The organism is Nonomuraea sp. NPDC003214, assembly GCF_053590035.1.
In genome coordinates this window covers 18,111-43,962 of the sequence record NZ_JBSFSX010000031.1, presented here as the reverse complement: position 1 = coordinate 43,962, position 25,852 = coordinate 18,111, and the positions used below count along the sequence as shown (strand labels likewise).

Below are 25,852 nucleotides of genomic sequence, written 5' to 3'. Positions count from 1 at the left end.
ACCGGGGAGCCTAGGGCTAAGTGGCCAGCTCCGGAAGTCCTTCAGGGGTTGACTTTCGGAGCCTCAGTCGAGGCAGTTTGAAGGAGGGTCTCGGCGGTGGTGGTGCGGGCGTAGAGGACGGAGCGGCCGGCGCGGTGGGCGCTGACCAGGCCCGCGTTGCGCAGTGCGGTTAGATATTGGGATACCCCGGCCGGGGACAGCCCGGTGCGGTGGGCCAGCTGCGTGGTAGAGGCCGGGGTTTCCAGTTCGATCAGCAACAGGGTCCGCGAGCGGCCCAGTACGGCGGCGAGAGCGTCGGCCCGGGGCGCGGGCCGCGTCTTCCACAGTGCGCCGACACCACGCGCGGGATAGGCGAGCTGAGGCGGGTCCAGAGGCGTCGTCCGGGTGCGCAGTCCTGGACCAGTGAAGGCCGAGGGGATCAACAGCAGTCCTACACCTGCCGTGTGACGGGTCAGCGGCTGCTTTCGGCCGGCCAGCCGTAGCCCGCTGTCGTCCCAGCTCACGGAGGTGTGCAGGTCGTTGAATAGACGGCCCGCGCCGCGCTCGGCGATCATGCGAGCCCGGTAGAGGATGTCTGTGTCCAACACCGCCTGGATCCGTGCCCAGTAGGGGGCGAGTGCCAGCTCCCAGTACGCTTCGATCTCTTCTGTGACCTTGGCCAGGCGGGTCTGTGGGTCTGCGCGCAGGGCCCGCAGCCGGGGGCCGAGATGCCCCTGGTGGCGGGCCAAGTGGTCGAGGTCCTGGCGTACCCGGTCGGCGGGTGAGGCGAGGATCGCAGCCCACTCTGCCGCCGGCGTGGGGGCCGGTCCGGCGGGGGCCGGGTTGAGGAAGTCGGGGACGTAGCCGCCGGTGGGCGTGATCAGCTCGGAGAGCCAGCCGCGGTCCAGCCCGGAGGCTACCAGACGCGGGCGTACCTGGTCGGCCCAGGCCCGGTGGACCGGATGTGCGGCGGCGGACAACAGCAGCCGGAAGCTGGGCGCGATCTCCCACATCGGCGACACGGCGAACCGCACCTGCGCCAGATCGCTCGCCGAGAACGCCAACTCTGCCAGGACGACCACTCCTCAATAGATTCAGGTATGCGTGAATGAATGGCGCGCCAGCCTACCGTGCAGGGATCATCCCGCCATGACCTCACAGACGATCACCGCGACGGCATCGGGTACCTGGAGACTCGGCGACCTGACGGTCAACCGGATCGGATTCGGCGCGATGCGCCTGCCCCAGCGCGGAAAGGCGTTCGCGCTCGACGCCGTCCCACGCGACCGTGACCAGGCGATCCGTGTGCTGCGCCGCGCGGTCGAGCTCGGCGTGAACCACATCGACACCGCCGCGTTCTACTTCTCGCCGCTGCGCTCCGCCAACGAACTGATCAACCGTGCTTTGGCCCCCTACGGAGACGGCCTCGTCATCACCACGAAGGTCGGACCGGGCCGCGATCCCTCGGGCCAGTGGCTACCGCATGCCACCCCCGAGCAATTGCGCGGCCAGGTCGAGGAGAACCTGCGTCAGCTCGGCCGCGACCACCTCGACGTGGTGAACCTGCGCATCGTCGGCACCGATTCCATCGCCGAACGCTTCGGCGCACTCGCCGACCTGCGCGAGGCCGGACTCATCCGCCACCTGGGCCTGTCCAACATCCGCCCCCACCACCTCGCCGAGGCCCAGGCCATCGCGCCCGTGGTCTGCGTCCAGAATATGTACGGCATCGGCGCATCCTCCGAGCAGAAGGAGTTCTTGGACCTCTGCGGTGCACAGGGCATCGCGTTCGTGCCGTTCTATTCGATCGCCGGCACCGGACGCGAAGGCGGCGCGACCACCGACGACAACCCGGAGGTGGTCGCCATTGCCCGCGCCCACGGCGTGAGCACGGCCCAGATTCGGCTGGCGTGGACCCTGCACCAAGGCTCCCACGTTCTGGCCATCCCCGGCACCGGCGACCTCGACCACCTCGCTCAGAACGTCGCCGTCGGCTCCCTGCACCTGTCCGAGGACGAACTCACCGCCCTGGACGCACTCCACCACGAAGCATGAGCAAGATCCACATGGCGCTGTGATCCACTTCTGCTGATCGGCCTGTCTGCCTTGCCAGTTCCTGCCGCCCGTCGCATAACCCTGACCGCCGCCGAGCGGCACCGGTTGAAGAAGGCGGCCTACGGTCACAAGACTCCGCACCAGATCAGGGTCCGGTCGCAGATCGTGCTCCTGGCGGCTCGGGGCAGGTCCAACGCGCGGATTGCTGCCAAGTTGGGGTGCACGTGGACACCGTGCGCACCTGGCGGGGCCGGTTCGCCGGCGGCGGTCTGCTGGCTCTGGCCGATCGCAGGCGCAGCGGGCGCCCGACCCGCTTCACGCCCGTGCAGGTCGCTGAGGCCAAGGCCCTGGCCTGTCAACTCCCGGCAGAGACCGGGGTGCCGCTGGCGCGCTGGTCGTGCCCAGAACTGGCCGATGCCTACACCGCGCATGGCCTGCGCGCGGGCGGCGCCACCTCCGCCGCCAAAGCCGGCGCGCCCATGTCCGCGATCACTCGCCATGGACGCTGGGCCGACGGCTCCCCCGTCGTCGCCGGCTACATCCGCCAGGCCGACAAATGGAACGACAACCCGCTCCACGGCATCGGACTATGAGAGATCGGCGGCCGCTGATCTGCCTATCGATACCGTGGGGCCTGATCGACCTTGAGCCACTTCGCTGTGCGGGCGACGCCTGCGAGTGGTGCTCGCTCTTGAACGGCTGCCGGAGCCACCCAATCTGGACTGCCCTGTGTGACTGCGCGGCCGGCTCGGGCAGCCAGCATCTCCGCGAGTAAGCCGCTGGCGGTGGTGGCTGTCACTGATCGCTCTGCAAGCAGCCCGGCTTCGCCGAGGCGAAGAGCCGCGATGCGGAGGGCGCGCCGCCGCCGGTTCGGGAGCCGGTCGAGACACTGCTCAAGCTCGTTGAAGAGCTCCTCGATGGTGTCGCCTGCTGCGATCGCCCAGAGTGCAAGGGCCCACTCGGCCTGGGAGTGGTCGTCGTCGCACGCTTTGAGCCGGTCGCGCCACCATGTGGCGTCACGGGCATGGGCCCGGGTTTGTGCGATGAGCGCCGCTGGGTGACCAGTGGCACCCAGCGCTTGCGCACCTGGCACACGCGTATATCCCTCAAGAAGCGGCATGGCCGCACCGATGATGGCGATCTCCGTGACGAGCCAGCAGCGGCCTACCTCGTGGAACAGCGCGGTGAGGCGTTGGACCAGGGGAACGTGCTGCCCTTCTCGCCTCGCTGGAATCGTCGGAAGCTCGCGACGTCGGCAAGGGCCGAGCCCGACTTGCGTAGGAGCTGGATGGCCTGTGAGCGACGATCTTGGGAGGACGCTTTCGGCGTCTGGGTCTTGGGACGGGTGCCGAAGGAGTAGAACTCGGCGGGGCTGAGGGCTACCGTGATCCGTGCAAGTTCCGAGCGCACCGAGGTCGTCTCGGTGCATTGGCCGTCGAGTACGGCCCGGCGGAGTTGCTCCTCAAGGAGGCTGCCTTGTTGGGGCAGGCCCCCGGTGTTGAGGATCATCTGGGCCCGCTCACCGTCCTCGGCGGAAAGGCCGGGGATGTCGATGACATCACCGGCGATGACTTCGCAGGCCGCGCCGAGCCTCAACCAGGCGATCTCGTCTTCGGTGCCGATCGCCTGGGTAAGCCGGTCAATCCACCAGCGGGCGAACTGGCGTCGTTGCCCGAGCAGGTCGAGGAGGACGCGTATGCGAATGTGATTATTGGGGTGTGCGGGGACTGCGGCGATGGCTTGGGTGAGGCGCTCCCAGACCCTGCCGGCGTGCGACGGTTCCGGAAGTGTTGCTATCGCTCTGTCGTCGAGCGCCTCCAGCAGGAGCTTGCTGCCATGGTCGTCGGTCAGCGCGTCCACGATCGCGGCGGCTTCCAGCGGCCGGCTGTTGAACACGCCGTCGGTGATGAGGCTCCACGATGCCACGCGAACGTGCTTGGAGGGATTGTCGGCCAGTTCGTGGGTGATCCCCGCCTGCAGCACATAGAGGTCGGAGCCCGTCGCGTGGCCGCCGTAGAAGCGGGCGGTGTTGAAGCGGGCGGTGTTGAACCAGTAGGGCCGTCGCAGCAGTTCACGGAAGACGAGCGTGCGGTCGAAGCCGGGGGCGCCCTCGCCGGCGTACCAGTACAGATATCGCGCCGCGAAGTACTCCCGCAGCGATTGCACTTCGAACTCGTAGGTCTCCTGTTCCTTGCCCGTCAGGGCCCACAGTCGGTCGGTCGCGGCCTCGAAGAGCTCGTCCACCACGTTCTCAGGCTTGCCGTAGGTCCGCTGGAAGTGCTTCATCGCGGCCTCGACCTCATCGCGCGCCATACGCCCGCTATGGCCGTCTTCCTCGGCTCGGGACTGGACGTACCAGCCGAGGAACGGGACGATCTCCATGAGTTCTGTCCGATATTTCCGGACCGTCTCAGGGTGCTTGTTCGCCTCCCGAGCCAGGAGCAGATTCATGTACGCGGCGTACAGTTCGGTGCGTTGGCTTGGTGTCGCGTCCCCGTGCTGGCGCAGCAGGTAGAGCAGGATGGTCAGCTGCATCGGATTGCCGGCGAGTTCGCCGATGTAGGGCTCGCGAGTTCTTTCGTTGAAGTTGCGGCGCAGGGTGCGGCTGTCGTTGCCTCGGACGTTGTGGACGGCGCACCATTTGCGGAGGAACTGGTCGCGCAGAGCATGATCCAGGGGGCTCAGCGAGATGACCTCGAACACGTCCGCATCCGGTTCTGGCAGACCGGCGGAATTGGGACGTGAGGTGACAATCACTCGGGGTTCGACGGTGTACGCCCTGCTCCGGGAGCAGAACAAATCGATCTCTCGCACGACGCGGCGGCGCGCCGCCATGCTACCGACCTCGTCCAGGCCATCAAGAACGATCAGGCTGGGCACCCGGTCGAACAGGTCCTGTACATCCGATGCTGCTACCGAGGTGCCCCCTGCCAGATGCGACATCAGGGCGGCGAGGAAGCACTCGACGGTCGCCTCCTGAGTGGGCCGCTTCTTTCCCTTCTTGAGGGTGAGGGCTTCGGACTGTCGAAGACATCGTGGCCTTGCATCCATGCCGCGTAGTCGGCGAGATCGAATCGGAGCGGAAATCTGGGCTTGCTGGTCGCCGGCAGATCAGACGTGGGTGTCTGTGCCGGCATGAACGCGGCACGGAACGCCTGGCAGACGATCTGCCCCAGCGTGGACTTGCCCTGGCCGGGCGCGCCCCGCACGAGAGTGAACGGGTAGGGCGACTTTCCGATGATGTAGGAGGCGGCGCCGCCCAGTCGCTGGGTGTCAGCTGCCAACCCTTGTGCTCGGCGGGGAACGTGGATCATGTCCGCCGGCACATCGACGAACAGGTCGGCCAGGCGTTCCCGGTCCAAATCGACTTGGCTGAACTTGACGCGCGCTCGTCGTCGTCCCACTGTGCAGCGGCTACCTTGCGAAGGAGGTCGCGAAGGCCTGAATCACGTTTGGCTGCTGCCTCCTCACTGAGGAGATAGCGGATGAGATCCCATCCTGCGAGCATGTCGGCATAGGCCCACTTGGGCTCGGTCGATGCCGCATCAACCATCGGGTTGATCGCCTCGCGCCACAAAGCGCTCATGTCGAGGCCGAAGGCCTTCGAGTGGGCGGCTAACCTCTCGTTAAGCTTGTCGAACGTCCCAGTTCTGGGTCTGCCGGTACTCGGGACATTCGTCACGATGATGTACTTTTCGCGCCCTCGGCCGCGAGCCGCCTGATGTTCTCGGCTTCCTGAGTGATTGTTGCGTCCAGCCACGCAACGGGGTCCTTCTCGGTGCCTGTGGCAGACCATTTAACCTGATAGATCAGCCGTTTCTCGGGTGCGCTTCGGACTCCATCACGGCCTCCGTCGGCCTGCCGCAGAGGTAGCGGGACAAAATCTGGGAAGCGCTCGGAAAGCAGCGCCCCGATGAGTTGCTGGAAATCGTGATCCCCGAGGCGCTCGTAGAGGTACTTGTGGCGGCTGTCAGGCAAAGTCCCCCCTCAGGTGTCATCTGTCACGATGATCCCACTGCGTGCCCAGTATGGAGGTGAATCGTCCTCCGCTGACCCGCGTTCGCACCGTACGGATACAGGCGGAGTGCACCAGAAACACTTCGCCTGGCGCTTCGCCGGCCGGGGGTCGTGCTCAGCGACGTGGGCCCGGCACTCACCCAGCCCCGGTGAGCAGCCGCAGGGCTGATCAGTGGATACGGCGGCGCAGTGCCACGACCTGGCGGGCCTTGGCGATGGCTTCGGCGCCGCTCTCAGCCTCGTAGGGGTCCCCGTCGTGCTCGCGGAGAATCGGGCGGATATAGCCCCGACCTGCTGCGCTGCATGCGTTACCAGCGTCGCGTCGCCGGATCCCGGCTGTTCTGCCATCAGGTGAGCGCCTCAGGAGGCACGCGGGCGCAGCGACGCCGGTGAGAACATCGATCATGACCACGCCCCTTACCCAGATGAGCGAGCGCGAGTACTTCGCCACCGTCAGGCGCCGCCCAGGGATGTTCGTCATCGGCGGTCGACTGGCAGGTCTGGAGGCTTTCCTTGAAGGCTATGACCAGCACGCCAAGCGCCACGGTGGACCCGGCCTGCAGGGGTGGACGGAATGGCTCATCGCCCGCCGTGGTGAGGCCTGTAGTCACCACTGGTCGGGACAGGTGCGCCACATCGCTCTCGCCACCTGGGACCACTGGGAGCTCTCCGCCGATCAGGAAGAACTCGTCATCAACACCCTGTTCAGCCTCCTCGACAAGTACCTGGCCGAACGCGAGGCGGCTTCCTCCACTCCCTGATCGCACTCTCAGCCGGGCGGCAGGCGACGTGTCAGATGATCGGAGATTCCACCAGCTGCAACAGCGACTAGTTGGAGGCTGAGTGCAGAAATTAGCGGTAGAGAGTTGATCTTCATGCCGGTTCGATGACGGCCCTCGTTTGGGCAGGTCGCGGGGCTTACGTTCCTGGGCCATGCCGTTCGAATTTCTCTCTGATGAGCAGATCGCCCGCTATGGCCGCTTCCCTGAGGAGCCCTCCGCCGCAGAGCTGGAGCAGTTCTTCCGGCTGGATCGCAGTGCCTTGGATGCGCTGCCTCGAAACGGCGTCCGGCCACGAAACTCGGTTGGGCCGTGCAGTGGGGCACGGTGCGCATGCTGGGGGTGTTCCTGACCGACGACCCGCTGGCCGTTCCGCCGGAGACGGTGGCGTTCGTCGCCGAGCAGCTCGGTCTGGATCCAGCGCACTTGGCCGACTACGGGCAGCGGCAGCAGACGGTGTACGAGCACGCCTGGGAGATCCGGGAGCTATTGGACTATCGCGCCTTCGGTTCGTGCGAGAGCGAGGTGCGCCAGTACGTGGCGGCGCGGGTGTGGGCCTCGGCGGAGGGGCCTCGGGCGCTGTTCGACCGGGCCCAGGTGCACATGCTCAAGGAGCGCATTCTGCTGCCGGGCATGACCGTGCTGGTGCGGATGATCGGCGAGGTGCGGCGGGCGGAGAACGAGCGGCTGCACGCGCTGCTGTCAGGCCGGTTGCCGGCCGAGATGCGCGCCGCGCTGGTGGGGCTGCTGGAGGTGCCGGACGGCAAGCGCCGCTCAGAGCTGGAGCGGTTGCGGACGGCACCGACCAAGGCCTCGGGCCGGGTGCTGGCCGACGAACTGCGGCGGGTGGCCGAGATCGCCCAGCTTGGCGCCGGAGGGGTGGCCACCGATCCGGTGCCGGCGGTCAAGCTCGGGGCGCTGGCCCGATACGGGCTGGCGGCCAAGGCGCCGAGATCGGCGCCGCGCTCACCGAGCTGTGGGGCCGATGCGCGCCGGCGACCTGGAACCGCAACCGCGCCGCCGTCACCGCCTGGCTGCTCTGGTGCCAGGCCAAGAAGCACTGGGCCGCCCCGTCCGTTCCGGCTGAGGCCGAACGCCGCAAGGAGAACGTCGACGAGACCCGCGCGGTCGCCCAGGCCACCGTCCACCGGCTGCTGTCCCGCCGCGACATCCCGCTGCGCGAGAAGACGCTGTGGCGGATGCTCTACGAAACGGCGGCCAGAGCGGCTGAGATCCTGGCGCTGAACGTCGAGGACCTCGACCTGGAGCACCGGCGGGCACCGGTCCGGTCCAAGGGCGGCTCGATCGAATGGGTGTACTGGGAGCGCGGCACCGCCCACCTGCTGCCCCGGCTCCTCCGGCTCCCCGACGGCAGCACCCGCACGCACGGCCCGCTGTTCCTGTCCGAACGCCGCCCCGTCCCCGCTCGCCGCCCGGCGGCCGCCGACATCTGCCCGCACACCGGCCGCGCCCGCCTCGGCTATGACCGCGCCCGCGTCCTGCTGGACCAGCACGCCGGACTCGACCTGCACCAGCTGCGCCACAGCGCCGCCACCCACCTCGGCGAGGCCGAGGTGCCGCTGCAGCTCATCATGGGCAAGACCCGGCACAAGAACCCCCGCACCGCCATGCGCTACGTCAAACCCGGGCCTGAGGCCATCGCCAAGGTCACCGAGGTCCTCGCGCCCGCCGCCGTACCCACTGATCAACCGGGCGCGCCTTGACGGGGCTGTAGGAGGTCCGGGCCATCACGTCACGGATCACTAACAGGCGAAGAAGCCCCAGGTCACTACCACCAGTTCCTGCACTCAGCCTCCTCGAAGGCCGTTCAGCTCCTGCCGCCTGGCCGGCATGGCCCGTCGGCAGTCCCCTACGCCGCCCTCACCACACCAAGTTGAATGCGCATGGTGTGTTAGTAATTACAGAGAGTGAGGGTAGTGAGATCACGGAGTCCACGATCGATAGGAGACCCCCATGCGTTCCCTCACTCTGCTTGCGGTCCTCGCCGCCGGTGCCACCTTCACCATCGCAACGCCCGCCGCGGCCGGCACCCTGCACGCCGCCGGCCCCCGCTGCCCTGACGATGCGGTCTGCTTCTGGACCGAGCCTGGGTTCGAGGGCGAGCGGCAGGTCGTCCGCCCCGTCCCCGGCTCGCGTCCATGCATTGCGACTCCCGACGCCCACGCGGAGTCGGCCGTCAACAACACCCGCTTCTCGCGGCTGCTGTACCTCGACGCCGACTGCTCCAGTCGGCCAGTTGCGTTCATCCCGGCCGGCGAGAACAGGCCATCCCTCCAGCCTCCCATCGCCGCCTGGCGGTGACCAATCTCGGGCCAAGTACCTGGCCCAGCCGGACATCGCACGACGTCGATCGGCGCGAAGCGCAGCGTCGGGTGGTGATGCTCGGCGCGATCGGTCTAGCGAAGATCAAGGCGGTGGCGGTGGCCGAGATCGAACGCCGCCGCGGGATCGGCGCGGCGCTGCTCAAGCGCTGCCGGCAGATTTACGTGCACTGCGGCTACCTGCTGCTGTACGGCGCGATGCCGCCCACGCCCGGGCTCGGCGCCTTCTACCGCCGCCAGGGCTTCGACGTGATGGAGGCCGGAGCGCCGATGGACATGTGGATGGTCTTCGGCGTGCATTTGAGCATCCTGCCCGGTGCCGACGAGCGCTTCTTCTTCCGCCGTTTCCCGCCGGGCAGCGTGCACCGCGGCGGGTAGCAGGGTTCGCCGTGCGCCCGTACACCGCGCCCGGGAACCCTCCCATCAGCGGGACAACACTAGACAGAATGGGCGGGAGGGGCCGCACCGCTGGTGATGTGCCCGACCAGGAGGTCCTTCGCGGATCGCACGAACTCTGTGACGAGTGGGTTGGTGTCGGCGGTCCGGGTGGCTACGACGACCTGGCAAGGCTCGATCCCGTCGAGCGGGACGGTGACCAGGTCGGGGCGCAGGGTGTGGCGCCGGTCGCCGGCCGGGACGATGGCGATGGCGGTGCCGTCGGTGATGGCCTCGAGTTTGTCCTCGTACGTCTCGGCCAAGGTAGGACCCACTGGGGCGGGTTCGCTGCCCGATCGGGGTTCGAGCCGCCAGAAGGTGGTCCATGCGACGCCCATCCCGGTGCAGCCCACGAGTGGTTCTGCGGCGATGTCGTCGATCGTGACCGCCTCTCTCCCGGCGAGACGGTGCGAGGCGGGCACGAGCAGGACCCGGGCCTCGGAGTACAGGACCGTCACCTCCAGATCCTCGGCCGGGATGGGCAGCGGCGTACGGGTGACCAGGACGTCGACCTGCCGCTCCAGCAGCGCGGAGGCGTCCTGCGAGCCGAGGTGACGAGTGCGGACGTGGGCGTCGGGACAGCGATGGCGCAGGTCGCGCACAGCGGGGGTGATGACGAGATCGTCGACGTACCCGATGGTGATCGTGCGCGCCGGCGCCGCGGCCCGGGCGGTCTGGACCGCCTGCCGGGCGCCGTGCAGCAGTTGCTGTGCCTGGGGCAGGAAGGCCGCGCCCGCGGCGGTGAGGCGGCTGCCCTGGGTGGTGCGTTCCAGCAGACGCACGCCGAGAGTGTTCTCCAGGCGCTGAATCTGGCGGCTCAGGGAAGGCTGGGCGACACGCAGTTCCTCGGCCGCCCGGGCGAAGTTCAGCTGCTCGGCGACGACCGTGAAGTACCGGACCAGTCGTAGGTCCAGATCGGGAAGCATGTCCTCAGGCTAGTCCCCCGTTATGCAGATCTTGCATCACGAGGTGCAATACAGGACTTGGACGCCTACGCCGGCACGGTGGTGTCATACCTGGCATGACCATTGTCTTTGTCCACGGCGTCCCGGTGACCTCTGCGGTCTGGACCCCTCTGATCAGCGAACTGCCCAAGTCCCGGCAGCAGGACGCCGTCCGGCTCTCACCTCCGGGCTTCGGCGCCGCACTTCCGGCAGGCTTCGGTGCCACCTTCCTGGACTACCGGGACTGGCTCATTGACGAACTGTCGCAGCTGGGCACCCCGGTGGACCTGGTCGGTCACGACTTCGGCGGCGGTTACGTGCTGGAAGTCGCGATGGCCCGTCCCGACCTGGTACGCAGCTGGACCAGCGACACCATCGGCGGGTACGAACCGGGCTTCACGTGGCATGAGATCGCAAAGACCTGGCAGACGCCGGGGGACGGGGAACGCCACATCGAGGACACGTTCTCGGGAGACGCCGCGGAACGGACGGCGCGCATGATCTCGTGGGGCATCCCTGAGCCGGCGGCCGGCCAGGTGGCGCTCGGGCAGGGCCCCGAGATGGGCAGAGCCATTCTGTCGCTGTACCGCTCGGTGCCCGAGAACATGCTGGCCGAACGCGGGCGCGAGCTGGCAGCGGCAGCGGCCCGGCCCGGTCTGGTTCCTGTGGCCACCGACGACCTCACTGCCGGCAGCGTTGCTCTCCGCCACCGCGCCGCCCAGCGCGCCGGCGCCCGTGCCGTCGACCTCGACGGGCTCGGTCACTGGTGGATGCTGCAGGACCCGGCCCGGTCCGCCCGCATGCTGTCGGACTTCTGGGACAGCCTGTGAAGCGGCACCTCCGGAAGCCATCGATCTTGACCACCGCGCAACCCGATCACGGAAAGATCGTCGTCACCTCATGACCATGCACATCCCCGATCATACCGGCCGGACCGTCATCATCACCGGCGGCAGCAGCGGCATCGGCAAGGCCACCGCCGCCGCGCTGGCGGCGAAGGGCGCACGGGTCATTCTCGCCGTGCGCGACCAGACCCGCGGGCGCGCGGCCGCCGCCGAGATTGGCGGCCTCACCGAGTCACGCCCGCTCGACCTCGGATCGCTGGCCTCTGTACGTGAGTTCGCCCGCACGACGGACGGCCCCATCGACTATCTGATCAACAACGCCGGTTCCATGACCGACACCCTGCAGCACACCGCCGACGGCTTCGAGAGCCAGCTCGGCGTCAACCACCTCGGGCACTTCGCATTGACGAATCTGCTCCTGAGCCGGATCACCAGGCGGGTGATCACCGTGTCCTCCACCAATTACCGCGGCGCGCACATCGACTTCGAGGACCTGCAGTGGCAACGACGGCCCTACCGGCCGTTCGGCGCCTACGGACAGACCAAGCTGGCCAACCTGCTGTTCACCCGAGAGCTGCAGCGCCGCCTGAACAGGGCCGGCTCGCCGATCCTGGCCACGGCGGCGCATCCCGGCTGGGCAGCCACCGGATTCACCATGACCACCGGCCGGCGCATCCTTGACCGCAGCCTCGCGCTGGGAACGCGGCTCCTGGCCCAAAGCCCCGAAGGCGGCGCCCGGCCGACCCTGCTGGCCACCGTCGGCGACGTCCCCGGCGCCAGCTTCTCCGGTCCCAGCCGGTTCGGGGTACGCGGCCCCGCCGCCCTCGAAGAACTGTCTGGCGCAGCACTCGACGACGACACCGCGCACAAGCTCTGGGAGGTCTCCGAACTCCTCACCGATATTAAGTTTCCCCTGCCCACCGGCTGAGCGGCCGGTTTGACTGCCTGGCGCAGTGGCTTCACGACTTCCGGACTGTTTCACAGGCGAACACCTATGAAACAGCGCTTTCCATCGGACGCGTCCGACTCCCCGCTCGGGTTGGCGCCACCCGGGGCAAGATAGAAGATCGCCGCAGGTCACAGAGGGTGAGGTGCGCCCACGCTAGGGTGTACTTGGTCATGAACTTGGTGTCAGTCGGCTGATCGGTGGTCGGCCGCCGAGGGCTGTGTGTGGCCGGGTGGTGTTGTAGTGCTCGAGCCAGGGATCAAGGGCTTGCGTGCGGTGCTGGTTGCTGGCGTAGGGCTGGCGGTAGGCCCATTCGGTGGCCAGGGTGCGGTTGAAGCGTTCTGCTTTGCCGTTGGTCCATGGGCAGTGCGGGCGGGTGAACTTCTGCTGTGCGCCCAGTTCGGCGCAGGCTTGCTGGAATGCGCGGCTGATGCGGTAGTTCTTGGCGTTGTCGGTCAGTACCCGGTGGATGCGGTCGATGCCGTGGGTGGCGAAGAAGGCGGCGGCGCGGGTCAGGAAGGCGGCGCAGGTGGTGCCCTTCTCGTCGGTGAGGGCTTCGGCGTAGGCCAGGCGGGTGTGGTCGTCGATGGCGGTGTGCAGGTAGTCGTAGCCGATGCCGCGGCCGCGGACCTGCTCGCTGCGGCCGTGTGCGCGCCAGCCGCCGCCGTCGGGGATGCGGCCGAGTTTCTTGACGTCGATGTGGATCATGTCGCCGGGTGCGGGGTGTTCGTAGCGGCGGGTGCTGTGGCGGGTGGTGCGTATCGGTGTGCCGGTGAGGGGGTCGCAGTTGGCCAGGACGGGCACGCCGTGGCGGCGCAGGATGCGGGTGACGGTCCTGGCCGGCACTCCGGTGGCCCGGGCGATGTGGTCGGGTCCGGTCCGCAGCTGGGCGCGGGCGGCCAGCACTTGCTGCTCGGTGGCGGCGGGGGTGCGGCGCGGGCAGGAGCGGGGGCCGCTGCGGCGTTCGCGTAGTCCGTCCCAGCCTTCGGCGCGGAAGCGGCGCACCCACCGATGCCCGCACTGGCGGGAGACACCGAGTTCGGCGGCCACATGCGCGACCGGGCGGCCGTCGAACACGACACGGCGGATCAGCAGGCATCTGCGATGAAACGTCAGCCGGGCGTTAGCGTGACCCATCAAGACCTCCGGGTGGTGGTGAAGTCGGCAAACTCCACTACGCCCGGAGGTCTTCTATGTGATCAATCACCCGCGACCGCGTGTCACCAAGATCTTGGCCAAGTACAGCTAGGCCACGTTTCGCCAACCAGGATCAGCCCACGGGTGGTGCACTGATCGTTTGAGGGCGCCCCCAGATACCTCAGCACGCCACCCTCTGTGTCAGGATTCCCTTGTGATCAACCCTAACGAGATCCTTGCCGACATTTCTTAGCAAGTGGCATGGACCACCGAGCATCCCCCCGAACCACTACCCCCAAGATGCTCGTGGCTACCATCGCCTCTCAGGGAGTGGCACGAACTGTCGTCACAATGGCCCACGGCACTTCTCACCATCAAGGAAATGATCTCTGCGATCAATATTCACTCCGATGGATACGCGGCCGTCTTCATGGAGGATCATGGGGATCACGAATGGGCTTTCACAGTAAACCCTCCACACGAGGTACTCCAAAGAGAGCCTGATCAGCCCTGGGAAGAGCTAACGGAATCTCTTAGGGAATTTCTGATTCACAACGCAGTCCATGAGGCCGCCTATGGTTCCAATTTCTGGCGCTCATGCGCCCAGGTGGCGCATTCAAAGCTTCCAGAAATTTTGGCACCTGTGCAAAAAATCTCATTCAAAGAATGGAGTTGGCCTCGCCCGAGGCAGCAAATTTTCATGGGGGACGGGCTCGTGGCTAACATCGGCCCCGCCATGGAGGACCACGCTCCGTGGGGCAACAGGGCTGGTTACGCAGAAGTCCAGGTTGGCGCAACAGGCCCCGCTCATCTTGAGTACCTGGATGCCATTCAGGGGATCCAGTGGATGAAGCCTGCCTGGTAATGAGAGGCGAAAATCCACTCTGGGGTCTCGATGATGAATCATCGAGACCCCAGAGTGGATTTAACTACCCGCCATGGTGGATGGAGCCGGCGAGCGTGGCCAGGGTTCGCCGGGACGGCCACGTGGGGGCGCGCCTTGAGCGATGGGACAATACTCGATCTCCTGGCGCGCCATCTCCCGGACCGTCGCATCGCTTGCGGTCAAGGCTCTGATGTGATCGGGAAGGTTACCCGGTTCTCCTTCCATGCATTCGAATTGACTCCATTCCACTCGTTCCAAGCCCTGGAAGGGAGACGTCGACTTACCTCCTGTGAACACGTACCTTGATCATGAGGGCGAGCAAGCCTACCGCCCCTAACAGCTCCTGAGGAAGGGCCCTGCCGGTAGAAGGCAGTGCTACTCCAGATCCGATACCCGCGGCGTAGGGAATTTCCGACGATTTAAATCTCGTGCTCCGTCGCGAACCAATTGTTACCGCGGCATAACCCGTCCAGTCGCCCCGGCACGGCCTTCGGGCAGCTAGATCACCAACTTGTCCACTCGTATGCGGGAACGGATCCCCATGGTTCCAGCGCCCAATCGCGCAAGAGGAGAAGCGGCCGGGTGAGGAGGATGTCCCCTGCTCGTTGCACGCGCAAGATTAGGCCCAGATCCGGTGATGACGGATTTCCGTCATGGATATACTGGATCTCACATCCGTGCGTTTGCCCGTACTCCCACAACCACTTCTCCATCACAGAGGGCACCTGTGCGACCAGAGCCGTGCCGTCTAGAAGCACCTGTGGACCGATGAGTGCATCGATCGCCACTCCGGCCAGGCTGATGTCGTCTTCGTAGTACACGGTTACACCCAACTCCGGGTACCGCCGAGCAGTGGGTGCGTCGTCAGACCCGACGCCGCCCGTCTGTACGAAAGGATCGAGGGCGTCGATTATCTCCTGGTAGCTCATTCCGAACCGCAGCGGTCCCACGCCGACGAGCGGGGTGTAGGTCCACTGCTGCCGCTCTTCGTCCTTCTTGACGTCCCAGATTCCCATGGCGCACAATCCTCTCATTCTGTGTCACTGAGCTGATCCAATCACTCATTCAGGCTCATGCCAACTTCGCCGCATCAAACGGTGCTGATATATGAATGCGCCACCACCCCGAAACCTTGTTTCCGCAATGGCAGCCTCCGGCGCCCAATCGGCCGCTGGGGGCTTGATCGACGCCGCAAGCCCGAGAAGGTGTTCCGCATGGGAACGGTATATTCATCGCTACTGACGCGTGGCACGCCCGGGGATGTGAACAGCCCCGGGCGCGCCTATGGCCGAAGGTTGGCTGCCTGCTTGATCAGGCTTTACCATACGTGGTCCGAGCGGGCGCCGGTAGCCGTGGGCGCTGCGCTATGGATGGCCGAGTTAGGGTACGGAACTACCCTAGCCCGACAAAAGTGACGGCCTCCGTTGCTCCTGGATACCACACTTCCATGGTTTTGCCTCGGGGAAGAATTGCTTCCACCGCCTTCATGCATCCGAAGGGTGCTCCGCACACTCCACCTTGATTGTTGATCACCACAACCGCATTCTTGGCGGTGTTATTGGGATTCCTCAGCCACCACGCGTACCAGGTTTCAACGTGAGTGGCGGACGGGTGCGGGCCTCGGGGAGGATTTGCCATCAGCGGAGAGTCCGCAAGGTACTTGTTGATGGCATCCGCAACTTCTCCTGTTCCACTACGCATGGCGGGGCCGATCTCGGTCCCGTCGGGGCTGAAGATACGCCCATTCGTCTTAGACCCCTTGCCCCTGACCGGCAGTTCGCCTATTGCCTTCGTCACGAAGGCTGGCGGGCAGTTGTGAACCAGGATCGGTGTGGCACCGGCCAGCACGTAGTAGGTGTGCAGGTCTTGGACGGACATGTTGTGGACCCGCTGCACAGCGGTCCACTTTCGGATCGCCTCGACCTGGACGTACGTTCCTGCGGACGTACGCAGCCACATGTCCGGCTTGAGGTCAGCGGCCTTGACCCACTTTTTCAGCGCGGGCACCCAGAACGGATGATGATCCGTCGCGATTATGCTGCCGCGATCGTCGCCTACGTCACCATCGGCGTCGATGCTGAGCTGGACAAGGCGCTTGTCACCTTTGCTGGTCATAACCGCCGTGACGCGTTCTGATCTGGTTTCCCCGCTTTCCGGATCGGTTGCCAGAACTTCATCGCCGACCTTGACGTCCTCAATCGGTTTGCGAGTGCCATCGGCCATGAGCACTTCGGTTCCGGGTACGAAGCTGTGTTTGCAGGCGGTGAGGTTGTCCAGGAGCGCTGCGCCGGCTTTCCGCGCAACGGTCCCGAGCTTCATGGTGAAGGCGTCGTAGGCTGCCCACGCGCAGGATCCGGTATCGCCTTGCAAGCACCTCTTGGCGTCGCCGTATGCGATTTCCTTGACGGCTTCAATCACCTTGTCTGCAGTGCCGTCTCGGTGTGCTTTAGTCCACTTGTTAACAGTGTCCGGATCTTTTTGACCGATAGCACTCAGCGTCGCTCTAGTTTTGTCGGTCTCGTTGAGGTTGCTGATGTGGGTATTCGAGGAATACTCTGACACGTCCGCTGGACTAGCAGTCCCGGAGTCGACCTTCTGCTGGAGCGTGGGTGCGCACTCCATCCGCCCGGAGCCGTCTCCACACCCATCGACCCTGTGGCCGTCGAGTTCGATGCCGGTGATGGGGTTGCCGCCGGTGAAGGCGTAGCGGTTGGAAGTCCAGGGGTCGGTGCCGAGGGAGAGGTCGTTGAGGGCGCCGTTGTAGGTGTCGCGCAGGAGGAAGCGGTTGAGGCCGGGGTTGTAGTCGCGGAACCCCATGTCGTACATGCCGGTGGAGTTGTCCCAGCGCTTGGCGTTGAAGCGGTAGGGGTTGTACTCCTCCTTGGCGGTGGGGTCGACGGGGTCAGGCTTGTCGACGCCGGTGAAGAGCTTGTCGTCGTTCTTGCCGTAGGCGGTGTAGCCGTAGGTGGCGCGGGTGTCGCCGGTCTCGCTGGTGATCTGCTCGACGTCGGTGTGCGGGTTGTAGCCGTAGTAGGAGGACTCCTCGCGGCCTTCGTCGGCGACCTTCACCTGTGACAGGCGCTCGCCCCAGGGCGAGTATTGGAAGGACTTGGTGAGCTTGCCGGCCACCTCTTCGTCCAGGACCTCGGCGGACAGGCCGAGGTAGGAGTAGGTGGTGGTCTTGGCGCCCGCGGTGCCTTCCTTCTCCGTCTTGGAGGTGGTGCGATCGAGCGGGTCGTAGGTGTATTTGGTGACGGTGCCGGTGACGCCGTCGCCGCCGAGTTTCTCGTGTTTGACGACGTGGTCGAAGCCGTCGTAGGTGTATTTCTCCCAGACCTTGCCGCCGCCCTGGATGGTGCGCAGCCGGCCGTAGGGGTCGTAGGTGTAGGTCGAGGTCTGCCCGCCGGACACCGACGTCATGAGGCGGTTGCGGTCGTAAGTGAAGGTGGTCTTCTTGCCGAGGACTTCTTCTTCCCAGACGTTGCTGTTGGCGTCGTGGGAGTAGGTCTCGGTTTCCGCGGTGCCGCCGGCGACCGGGGTTTTGACGGTCTTGGCGATGCGGTCGCGGGGGTCGTAGGTGTAGGCGTAGACGTGTTCCAGGTAGGCGCCGGGGGAGTCGGCGTTCTGGATCTTGGCGTGGTCGCGGTTGCGGTGCAGGTTGCCCTGGTAGCCGAGGGTGTGTTCGGCGACGACGGTGGCGTTGGGCTTCTTCTCGATCGAATGCCGCAGGACGCCGGACAGGAAGTAGTCGTAGGTGACGGTGTTGCCGTTGGCCTTGGTCTCGGTCAGGCGTTCGGCGCGTGGGGTGTAGGTGTAGCGGGTGGTCTTGAGGTTGGCGTCGGTGGCGGTCTTCTTGTTGACGACCTCGTCGACCAGGTCACGGACGTCGTAGCGGTAGGTGGCCAGCGTCTTGTCGTGGGTGCGCTGGGTGACGGCGCTGTTCTCGTTGTAGGCGTAGGTGGTGGTGTTCTTGACCGTGCCGTCGAGCTTTTCGACGATGCGGTCGATCTGGTTGAGGTTGGTGTAGGCGATGTCCCACAGGTCGATCTTGGCGGTGGGGGAGTTGTCGGTGATCCGGGTGAGGTTGGCGTTGGCGTCGTAGGTGTAGGCGAAGTCCTTGGCTTCGGTGTCGGTGTCGCCGCTGTTGTCGCGCACCAGTTTGACGGCGTCGGCCACGACGGTGCCGTTGGCGTCATCGGTGAGGGTGACGCTGTGGGCCAGACCTGCGGTGAAGGTGTAGGTGCCGAGGTCGACCCAGGTGCCTGGGTTCTGGGTCTGGTCGACGGTGACCTGTGCCTGGCCGCCTGCGTGTTTGACGGTGTAGGTGGCGTTGGTGGCGGTCGCGCCGGCCGGGTAGGCGGCCTGCACCTTGTAGCTGCCCTCGGTGGGGGTGGTCAGGTTCCAGGTGAAGCTGGAGGCGCCGGTGCCGGCGGGGGCGCTGGCGTAGTCGTAGCCGACGAATCCGGTGGCCGCGCTCGCCTGCGGGCCGGCGATGTTGGAGGACGAGCTGCCGCCTCTGGTGGTCCAGGAGCCGACCGTGGTGACCTGGCCGGTGTCGGAGTTGTCGCCCATCACCACGTCGAGGCCGAGGGGGACGCCGTCGTCGGAGTGGGTCTTGAGCTTGCCGTCGGGGTAGTAGGTCCAGTCCAGGGCCCGCTGCGACGAGCCGCCCGCGCTGGTGACGGTGCGGTTGGTCTGCAGACCGAGCTGGTTGTAGTCGTAGGTGGTCTTGATGTCCCACGGGTCGGTGGTGGTCTTGGACCAGCCGTTGTCCCAGTAGGACATGGTGGAGACGTTGCGGACGCTCTGGCCGTGCGAGGGCGGGTGGGAGATCTCCGTCAGCCGCGACACCGCGTCGTAGGTGTAGAGCACCTTGTCGGGGGTGTTGTAGACCGGGTCGTCGGGGTCGTACGGGTAGATCTGCTCGACGGGCCGGTTGAGCTTGTCGTAGGTGGTCTCGTTGACGAAGTCGGCGGGGTCGTCGGCGGTCTCCACACCGCGCGGGGTGATGGTCTTGGTCTGGTTGCCGACCTCGTCGTATTCGAACCTGGTGGTGACGTACTTGATGACGCCGTCGGTCTCGGCGTGCGGGACGCGCGTCTCGACGACGTCGCCGCGCTTGTTGTAGGCGGTGTGGGAGGTGTTGCCGTCCTGGTCGGTCTGGGAGATGACGAGCCCGTCGAGGTCGAAGGCGACGCTCGTCTCGTGACCGGCGGCGTCCTTGGTGCGGGTGACACGGTGGTTGCGGTCGTAGGTGTAGGACGCGGTGTAATCGGCGGCGTCCGCGGTGGCGTTCTTGCGCGGGTCGACGACCGTGGTGACATTGCCGACGTTGTCGTAGGTGTTGGTGATCTTGTGCTGGTCGGAGTTGAGGACGTCGGTCAGCTGGTAGATCGGGTCGTAGACGTAGGTGGTGACGAAGTCACCCGCCTGCGCGGTGAGGTTGCCCTTGGGTTCGGTCTGCGTCTTGAGGTTGCCGGCCAGGTCCCAGGTGAAGGTGGCCTTGCGGTCGGGGCCGTCGGTGGCGTCCTTGGGCAGGATCGACTCGATGAGCTGGTCGGCGGCGTCGTAGACGGCAGTGGAGACGGCGCCGTTCGGGGCGGTCGACTCAGTGATGTTGTCATTCGGGTCGTAGACCGGGGCCGGGGTGACGATGAACACCGGAGGCGAGGCGTCCTGGTCCTTGGGGACCTTCGACTCGAGAGGTCGTTTGAAGACGTCGTAGGTCTGCGTGGTGGTCTTGCCGAGGGCGTCGGTGACCGAGAGCACGTTGCCGCGTACGTCGTAGACGGTCTTGGTGGTCTTGAGGTAGGCGTCGGTGATCGTCTCGGGGTAGCCGGAGGCGTGGTAGTCGCCGAACGTGGTGGGGTTCTCGTTGGCGTCGACGGCCTTGATCAGCTGGCCTAGCGGGTCGTACTCATAGGTGGTGGTGTAGTCGCCAGCGGTGGCCGACTGGACGCCGAGCGGGTCAGTGACCGTCTTCAGGTTGCCGTTGGCGTCGTAGCCGAACTGCCATGTGCGGCCCTCGGGCGAGGTCTTCGCGGTCAGGTCGGCGACGTAGCCGTTCAGACCGGTCGCGTACGTGAGCGTGGTGGGCGGGGTGTCGTTGTGGTTGGCCTCGGCGTCGCGCAGTTCCAGCGGGTAGCCGGTCTTCGGGTCGAACGTCCAGGTCGCGTACGCGCCGTTGGCCTCGGTCAGCTTGGTGACGTTGTGGTCGGGGTCCCACTCCAGCGCGGTGGTCTCGTTCTTGGCGTTGGTGATGGTGGTCGGCCGGCCGTACGCGTCGAGCACGTACCTGGTGGGGTGCTGCAGCGGATCGGTGACGGTGGCGTGGATGACGCCGCCCTGCGGGCCGTCCGGGTCGACGTAGTCGAAGCGGGTGACCCCGTCCAGCCGGTCGGTGAGGGTCTCGATCTTCCACTTGTCCTTGGGATCGACCGGCGCCTCGTAGTACTGCAGGTCGGTGACGTTGCCGCGCGGGTCCGTGACGGTGACGAGCTTGACGTTCTTGTTGCCCTGGGTGGCGTCGTAGGCGAACCGGAACGTCTTGGCCTTGGCGTCGCCTGCGCCGTCGACCATCTTGGCCATCAGGCCCTTGTCGGTGTAGGCGAAGGTGACCTTGCGGCCGGCGATGTCCGTGATCGATTCGACGGTGTCGATGATGTGCGGGTTGGTCAGCTTGGTGGCTTCGACCTCGGCGCCGTCATCGCCGATGTAGGTGTAGTCCTGACCCTTCTTGTAGTACGTCAGCGACAGCGTCCGTCGGCCGGCCGCGTCGGTGATGTACTGCAGGAACTTGGTCGGCTTGTTGTTGGACTTACGCCGCTCGTAGGTGAACGACATGGTGTTGCCGTTCTTGTCGACGATCGCCGACTGGAAGCCCTCGTCGTCGAAGAAGAACTGGGTGCGGTCCGGCTTGGTGAACACCCACTGCCGCAGCGGGTCCGGCGAGCCGGTCTTCTGCAGATACAGGTGCACGCCGCGCGGGTTCTTGTATGCGCAGTTGGAAGTGCAGGTAGGCGGGTCGCGCAGCCACACGTGCGTGGTGCCGTCGCCGTCGGTCAGCCGCACCTGCGACGGCCAGGGCTGGCCGGGCGGGTGCAGGTGCAGTTGCGAGCCGAGGCGTTGCAGGGTGGAGGTCTGCAGACTCCAGCCGTAGCCCATGGAGGAGGCGGAGGTGTCCAGCGAGTTGTACGTCATCCGGACGAACGTCTGCGCGCCCCGCGACGGGTTGGAGAAGGCGTTGTAACCCCACACCACGTTGCCCGCGTACGGGTTGACCAGCGCGGTCGTCCCGGCGCCGGTGTTCTTGCCGGTGTAGGAGTAGAACTTCTCCAGCCCCAGCAGGTCGCTGGTGGGGGAATCGACCCGGATCTGCTGCGGCAACTGCGGCAGATGGTGGCTGGCCGACTTCCAGTTGTTGGTGACGGTGTCCTGAAGGTCCCACACGACCGTGGCGGCGTCGGCCAGGTTGCCCGAGGTGAGCACCGGCGCCTTGAGCGGCGCCGTCACGGTGACCGTGTCGCGCGGCTCCAGGTCGATCGGCAGCGCGGCGAACTGCTGGGTGTCGCCGGTGACGTCGGTGCCGTCCGGCAGTTTCCAGAAGTAGCCGAGCCGGGTGGTGGCCGCCGGCCAGGTCTCGGTCGTGGTGTTGGTGATGGTCACCTCGACGTTCTGCTGCTCACCGCCGGCCATCCGGGCCGGGGTGGCCGGGGCATGGTAGGTGAGCGTCGGGTCGGAGTAGACCACCGTCAGCCACGGCCGCACCTCCGGCTCGGCCGCCTCCGAGGAGGTGAACGAGGCGCCGTCGCCGCTGGTCGCACAGGCTTTGCTGCCCTCGCGCTCGGCCCGCATCAGCAGGCCGTGGTTGCTGGCCGGGTCGCTGATCCACTGCTTGACCAGGTCGCTGAACCCGTCCAGCGTCCACCAGCTGGAGTACTCGTAGTCCCACGGGGCCGGGATGAAGCCCTCGCCGACCGGCGCGGTCTCGTAGTCGCCGCCGGGCGCGGTCCACGGGACGCCGGGCGCGGCGTTCGTCCACGACGCGGCCGCTTCGTCGAAGCCGCGGGTGAGCCGGTGGAAGCGGATGGTCGGCTCGCCGCCGCGGTGCGCCACCTGGAACACCCGCACGTCCGCCGACAGATCCCTGACCCCTGCCGGGATGACGGAGGTGTCGAACTTCAGCAGCGACCGGGTGTTGCCCAAGGCGGTGCCGCCGAAGCCCGCAGACAGGTTCGCCCGCTCGCCCAGCCGGTCGTGCCCTGTGCTCGGCTGGCAGCTGCTCAGGGTGGTGTCGATGGTCGCCGGGATCGTCGCCGAGGAGATGCCCGCGCTCGGCAGGCCCACGGTGATCGGGCCGGACGCCGACGTCTGCCCGTCGGCGCGGACGGCGACCACCCGGTAGGTCGGCCGGGTCCGCGGGGTGGCGGAGGTGTCGGTGTAACTGGTCGCATCACCCGGCAGCGGCGCCACCAGCGTGGCCGGCGAGGGGGTGAAGGCCGCGTCCGTGCTGCGGTGCACCTGGTATTCGGCCACCTCGCCCGGCCCGTCGTACGGCTTCCACACCAGCTCCGCGCCGGTGGCGTGCACCACCAGCGGCCGCCCGAGCTCCACCGACGGCATCCCGTAGGTGAGCGTCAGCTTGGGCATCGGGTTCTCCGGGAAGCCCGAGCCCCAGTCCCCGGCCGCATAAACGGGGCCACCGGCTGCGACCGTCTCGTTGACGGCCTTGACCATGACGCCGTGGTTGGGCACGGTGCCGCTGATCCAGCCACGTGCCAGGTCGGTGATCGTGTAGGCGTGCCAGATGTTGGCCTGTGCCGGCTGGTAGGTGGCGGTGGCCGCCACCGCGCCCATCGCGGTGTTGATCGAGCTCCAGGTAACGGTGGAGGCGTCCCATGCCTGGGTGACCGCCCGGGCTTCCAGCGCCACCGGCGTGTTGTTGCCGGCCAGCGCCTGGTCGTAGTAGAGCCCCAGCTCGGCCTTGTCCAGCACCGCTCCCGGCGGGATCGCGGTCGCCACCTGCGGAAACTGGATCAGCCCGCGGTGCACGGCGGTGCCGGACCGGCCGGCGCCGAGCCGCAGGTCGTAGTCGAAGTTCACGCCTGCCGAGGTGGAGACGATCATCGCGTCGCTGGAGGTTTGCGCGTCCGGAGCCACGACCACGGTCGGGTCGATGGTCACCGGCCAGGCCCGCTCGGGCGCCGCCAGCCAGGCCGCGTCCGCTGTGATGGTGATGCTCACCTGGTCGCCCTGCTGGGTCACGCTCTGCGTGACGGCGGACGAGAAGCGCTTGCCGTACGGTGACGCCGGATCGTCCGCCGCATCGATCATGAACGGCTTCGGAATCGTGAACACCGGTGTCTTGCCCGAGGGCGGCACGAAGTCGATCGACCCGTCAGCCTGAGCCTCGGCCCGCAACCCGTCGGACACGGTGAGGGTGAAGCCGTACGACGGGCTGCCCGCCGGGGCACGCGCCAGGACGATGTTCTCCTTCACCCCGGTCTCGGTGACCTCGTAGACCAGGTCCGCGCCCTCACCCAGCACACCTCGGTAAGTGACCGTGGAGCCGTCCACCTCCGGCGCCACCTCGCGCGCCGGGCCGGTCACGCCGAGCGTGAGCCGGCGCTCGCCCAGCGTCAGCCGCACGAGCCGATCCGAGCCGGCGCCGAACCGGGAGGAGAACCCCGTCTTGTCGTTGCCGTGCGTGAACCCGTCCTGCGACACCTGCTCCACCCGGGTGTCGACCGGATGCCAGCCGCCGTCGCCGTCGAGGTAGTGCGCCGGAGCGGCCGACACCTCGGCCTGCAGCCGCCCGTCCTCCAGCTCGTAGACCTTGGCGAAACGCGACCGCTTACCGGTCAGCTCCTTGACCCGCTTGCCCGGCGGCTTCGGCGCCGCCTGCCGCGGTGCGGCCGTGCCTTCGCGGCCCGGCAGGACGACGTTGCCGGTGGGGCGCATCCCACCCTTCGGCTCCTCGGCGAACCAGCCCGCCACCGTGCCACCCAGCCAGGAGGCGAACCGGCTGATCGCCCCAGGCTCAGCCGACGACGCCACGTACGTCTGCGCCGCGGCGGGAGGCGGCGGCGTCAGCGAAGCCAGCAGGACGAACGCGACCACTGTGGCGACCACGCGCCGTAACCGGCCACGACGCCGCCGGCGCGGCCATAAAGGATCGGGACTTTGATCGGACGACTGCGACATGAGCGCACTCCACTCCCGCACGACCGCCGAGAGGAGGCCGCGCATAAAGAGGACCTAAAGATCCGCAGAGCAAAAGCACCCGAATCACGCCATAAACCGGCACAACCGGTCAATGATCACCGAATGTGATCCGGCTCCCTATGCGAACACTCGACCGATAAGCCGTTCGGGAGTGCTTCCATCTGCGATGATCGGTTCGATCGAGTCCGCTTTGGCGCCCTGGCCGCCCACGTAACAGTCCGTGAACGCGCCAGGTCGCGCTTGACCGACCGCCATCGCGCCGGGAAAGGACTCCCAGCGCACTCACAGCAAACCGACAAATCGGAAGGCGCGGCCGTAAGCATGCCTGACCTGCGCAAAGTCATCTGCCATCCGACAAGCCGCGTCAACCGTCTTGACGATCTCCCGCATCGCATGTCTAGATCAATGCGGCCCGTCTGAAGATCCGGAGGTGGAACGTGGCGCCGATCCAGCACACGCTCTCGTGACCGTCCACGCCCCGCCGCCGGACCAGCGATCCAGTCGCACGGCGCGATCCCTCACAACCGCCGCCGTCCTGGCCGGCCTCGTCCACCTGGCTCTCGCCGCCATCCTGCTGACCATCCCCGGCAGCAGCACCACCCTGGACCCGCTCAACCTCCCCGGCGACAACGCCACCACCCCGGCCCACACCGCCCTGGCACGCAACCGCACCCTGGCAACGCCGACCACCCGGGCGGCCCACATCGCACTCGCGCCCTCCCCGAGCTCACGACCGACCATCGACCCGGTCGCCGAGCAGACCATTGAACCGGCTCCGGTCAAGACGCAGCGACGCACGCACACCCCACCACCCACATACACCCCGCCCCCTACGCGAACTCATCCGACGAAGGCCAGTCATCGGCAAGCGGCTGGGCCGCTCAATGAGTCGTCACGTACTCACCGTCCCTCACCTACCGCAAGTGCCCGTAAGTCCCTGAAGCCTCACGCCAAGCACACACCCCCTGGCCAGTCCCGAGGACCCTCCGCGAAGACGCCTCCCGGCCAGGCGAAAGAGCCGCCTGGGCAGGCCGTGAGAGAAATCAAGAAGCCGACGGACGGGTCGGCTGTCGGTGCCGATGTCCACCAAAACAGGCAGCGCGGGAATCCCAACCCTGGCCGGCACGGCTAAGCCGGCGCAGCCACAGCGTGAAATGACGCCGCCGCCGACGGATCCCACCTGTTTCGTTCGCTGATCGGTCAGCAGCGCAGGCGCCCGCTACCTAGGATCCGGATCGAAATGTGCCGGATCCGTTCGTCGCC

General features: G+C 66.7%; 17 protein-coding genes and 2 pseudogenes. 10 read left to right on the top strand and 9 right to left on the bottom strand.

What is annotated here, in order from left to right; translation table 11 throughout:
- Nucleotides 1-41 precede the first annotated feature (41 nt).
- A complete protein-coding gene (locus tag ACWDXC_RS44235; protein ID WP_449992990.1) occupies nt 42-1,061 on the bottom strand; it encodes an ArsR/SmtB family transcription factor in 1,020 nt (339 codons plus the stop codon).
- Between the two features lie 67 nt (nt 1,062-1,128).
- Between ACWDXC_RS44235 and ACWDXC_RS44230 the strand changes: the two genes are divergently transcribed.
- Nucleotides 1,129-2,034: an aldo/keto reductase gene (locus ACWDXC_RS44230; RefSeq protein WP_449992988.1), complete on the top strand. Its 906-nt coding sequence runs from the start codon at nt 1,129-1,131 to the stop codon at nt 2,032-2,034.
- Nucleotides 2,035-2,249: 215 nt separating this feature from the next.
- Nucleotides 2,250-2,627, top strand: a pseudogene (locus ACWDXC_RS44225) (helix-turn-helix domain-containing protein); the annotation flags it as partial.
- A gap of 571 nt (nt 2,628-3,198) precedes the next feature.
- On the opposite strand, the gene ACWDXC_RS44220 reads toward ACWDXC_RS44225, so the two are convergent.
- From ACWDXC_RS44220 to ACWDXC_RS44205, 4 genes are all read right to left on the bottom strand, one after another.
- Nucleotides 3,199-5,085 (bottom strand): NACHT domain-containing protein, encoded by a 1,887-nt coding sequence (locus tag ACWDXC_RS44220; RefSeq protein WP_449992986.1) that lies wholly within the window; start codon nt 5,083-5,085, stop codon nt 3,199-3,201.
- Nucleotides 5,086-5,344: 259 nt separating this feature from the next.
- Nucleotides 5,345-5,716 carry a hypothetical protein gene (locus ACWDXC_RS44215; protein WP_449992984.1) on the bottom strand — a complete coding sequence of 124 codons (372 nt, stop codon included), beginning with the start codon at nt 5,714-5,716 and terminating at the stop codon, nt 5,345-5,347.
- On the bottom strand, nt 5,713-6,012 hold the full coding sequence (locus tag ACWDXC_RS44210; RefSeq protein ID WP_449992982.1) for a hypothetical protein: 300 nt from the start codon (nt 6,010-6,012) through the stop codon (nt 5,713-5,715). Before ACWDXC_RS44210 ends, ACWDXC_RS44215 begins: the two co-directional genes overlap by 4 nt.
- Before the next feature lie 208 nt (nt 6,013-6,220).
- Nucleotides 6,221-6,457: a hypothetical protein gene (locus ACWDXC_RS44205; RefSeq protein WP_449992980.1), complete on the bottom strand. Its 237-nt coding sequence runs from the start codon at nt 6,455-6,457 to the stop codon at nt 6,221-6,223.
- On the opposite strand from ACWDXC_RS44205, the gene ACWDXC_RS44200 reads away from it, so the two are divergent.
- The 5 genes and pseudogenes from ACWDXC_RS44200 (at nt 6,456) to ACWDXC_RS44180 (ending at nt 9,550) form a co-directional block, all read left to right on the top strand.
- The gene (locus ACWDXC_RS44200; RefSeq protein WP_449992978.1) at nt 6,456-6,812 is read left to right on the top strand and encodes a hypothetical protein; all 357 of its coding nucleotides are present in this window, start codon (nt 6,456-6,458) and stop codon (nt 6,810-6,812) included. The two genes, ACWDXC_RS44205 and ACWDXC_RS44200, sit on opposite strands and share 2 nt — an antisense overlap.
- Before the next feature lie 300 nt (nt 6,813-7,112).
- A pseudogene (locus ACWDXC_RS44195) lies at nt 7,113-8,075 on the top strand (DUF4158 domain-containing protein); the annotation flags it as partial.
- Nucleotides 8,030-8,554, top strand: a complete 525-nt coding sequence (locus ACWDXC_RS44190) for a tyrosine-type recombinase/integrase (RefSeq protein ID WP_449992976.1) — start codon at nt 8,030-8,032, stop codon at nt 8,552-8,554. The pseudogene ACWDXC_RS44195 and the gene ACWDXC_RS44190, both read left to right, overlap by 46 nt.
- Before the next feature lie 250 nt (nt 8,555-8,804).
- Nucleotides 8,805-9,152: a peptidase inhibitor family I36 protein gene (locus ACWDXC_RS44185; RefSeq protein WP_449992974.1), complete on the top strand. Its 348-nt coding sequence runs from the start codon at nt 8,805-8,807 to the stop codon at nt 9,150-9,152.
- A 77-nt stretch (nt 9,153-9,229) separates the two neighbouring features.
- Nucleotides 9,230-9,550, top strand: a complete 321-nt coding sequence (locus ACWDXC_RS44180) for a GNAT family N-acetyltransferase (RefSeq protein WP_449993009.1) — start codon at nt 9,230-9,232, stop codon at nt 9,548-9,550.
- A 59-nt stretch (nt 9,551-9,609) separates the two neighbouring features.
- Here ACWDXC_RS44180 and ACWDXC_RS44175 read toward each other — a convergent pair whose 3' ends face one another.
- Nucleotides 9,610-10,533, bottom strand: a complete 924-nt coding sequence (locus ACWDXC_RS44175; RefSeq protein WP_449992972.1) for a LysR family transcriptional regulator — start codon at nt 10,531-10,533, stop codon at nt 9,610-9,612.
- 95 nt (nt 10,534-10,628) lie between these two features.
- On the opposite strand from ACWDXC_RS44175, the gene ACWDXC_RS44170 reads away from it, so the two are divergent.
- Both ACWDXC_RS44170 and ACWDXC_RS44165 read left to right on the top strand, forming a co-directional pair.
- Nucleotides 10,629-11,381 carry an alpha/beta fold hydrolase gene (locus ACWDXC_RS44170; protein WP_449992970.1) on the top strand — a complete coding sequence of 251 codons (753 nt, stop codon included), beginning with the start codon at nt 10,629-10,631 and terminating at the stop codon, nt 11,379-11,381.
- Nucleotides 11,382-11,451: 70 nt separating this feature from the next.
- Nucleotides 11,452-12,324: an oxidoreductase gene (locus ACWDXC_RS44165; protein ID WP_449992968.1), complete on the top strand. Its 873-nt coding sequence runs from the start codon at nt 11,452-11,454 to the stop codon at nt 12,322-12,324.
- Between the two features lie 189 nt (nt 12,325-12,513).
- On the opposite strand, the gene ACWDXC_RS44160 is transcribed toward ACWDXC_RS44165, so the two are convergent.
- A complete protein-coding gene (locus ACWDXC_RS44160) occupies nt 12,514-13,479 on the bottom strand; it encodes an IS481 family transposase (protein ID WP_449992966.1) in 966 nt (321 codons plus the stop codon).
- A 382-nt stretch (nt 13,480-13,861) separates the two neighbouring features.
- On the opposite strand from ACWDXC_RS44160, the gene ACWDXC_RS44155 reads away from it, so the two are divergent.
- Nucleotides 13,862-14,344 (top strand): hypothetical protein, encoded by a 483-nt coding sequence (locus ACWDXC_RS44155; RefSeq protein WP_449992964.1) that lies wholly within the window; start codon nt 13,862-13,864, stop codon nt 14,342-14,344.
- Nucleotides 14,345-14,868: 524 nt separating this feature from the next.
- Here ACWDXC_RS44155 and ACWDXC_RS44150 read toward each other — a convergent pair.
- A complete protein-coding gene (locus tag ACWDXC_RS44150; RefSeq protein WP_449992962.1) occupies nt 14,869-15,381 on the bottom strand; it encodes a hypothetical protein in 513 nt (170 codons plus the stop codon).
- A 376-nt stretch (nt 15,382-15,757) separates the two neighbouring features.
- The gene (locus ACWDXC_RS44145; RefSeq protein ID WP_449992960.1) at nt 15,758-24,496 is read right to left on the bottom strand and encodes a DNRLRE domain-containing protein; all 8,739 of its coding nucleotides are present in this window, start codon (nt 24,494-24,496) and stop codon (nt 15,758-15,760) included.
- Nucleotides 24,497-25,852: the final 1,356 nt, after the last annotated feature.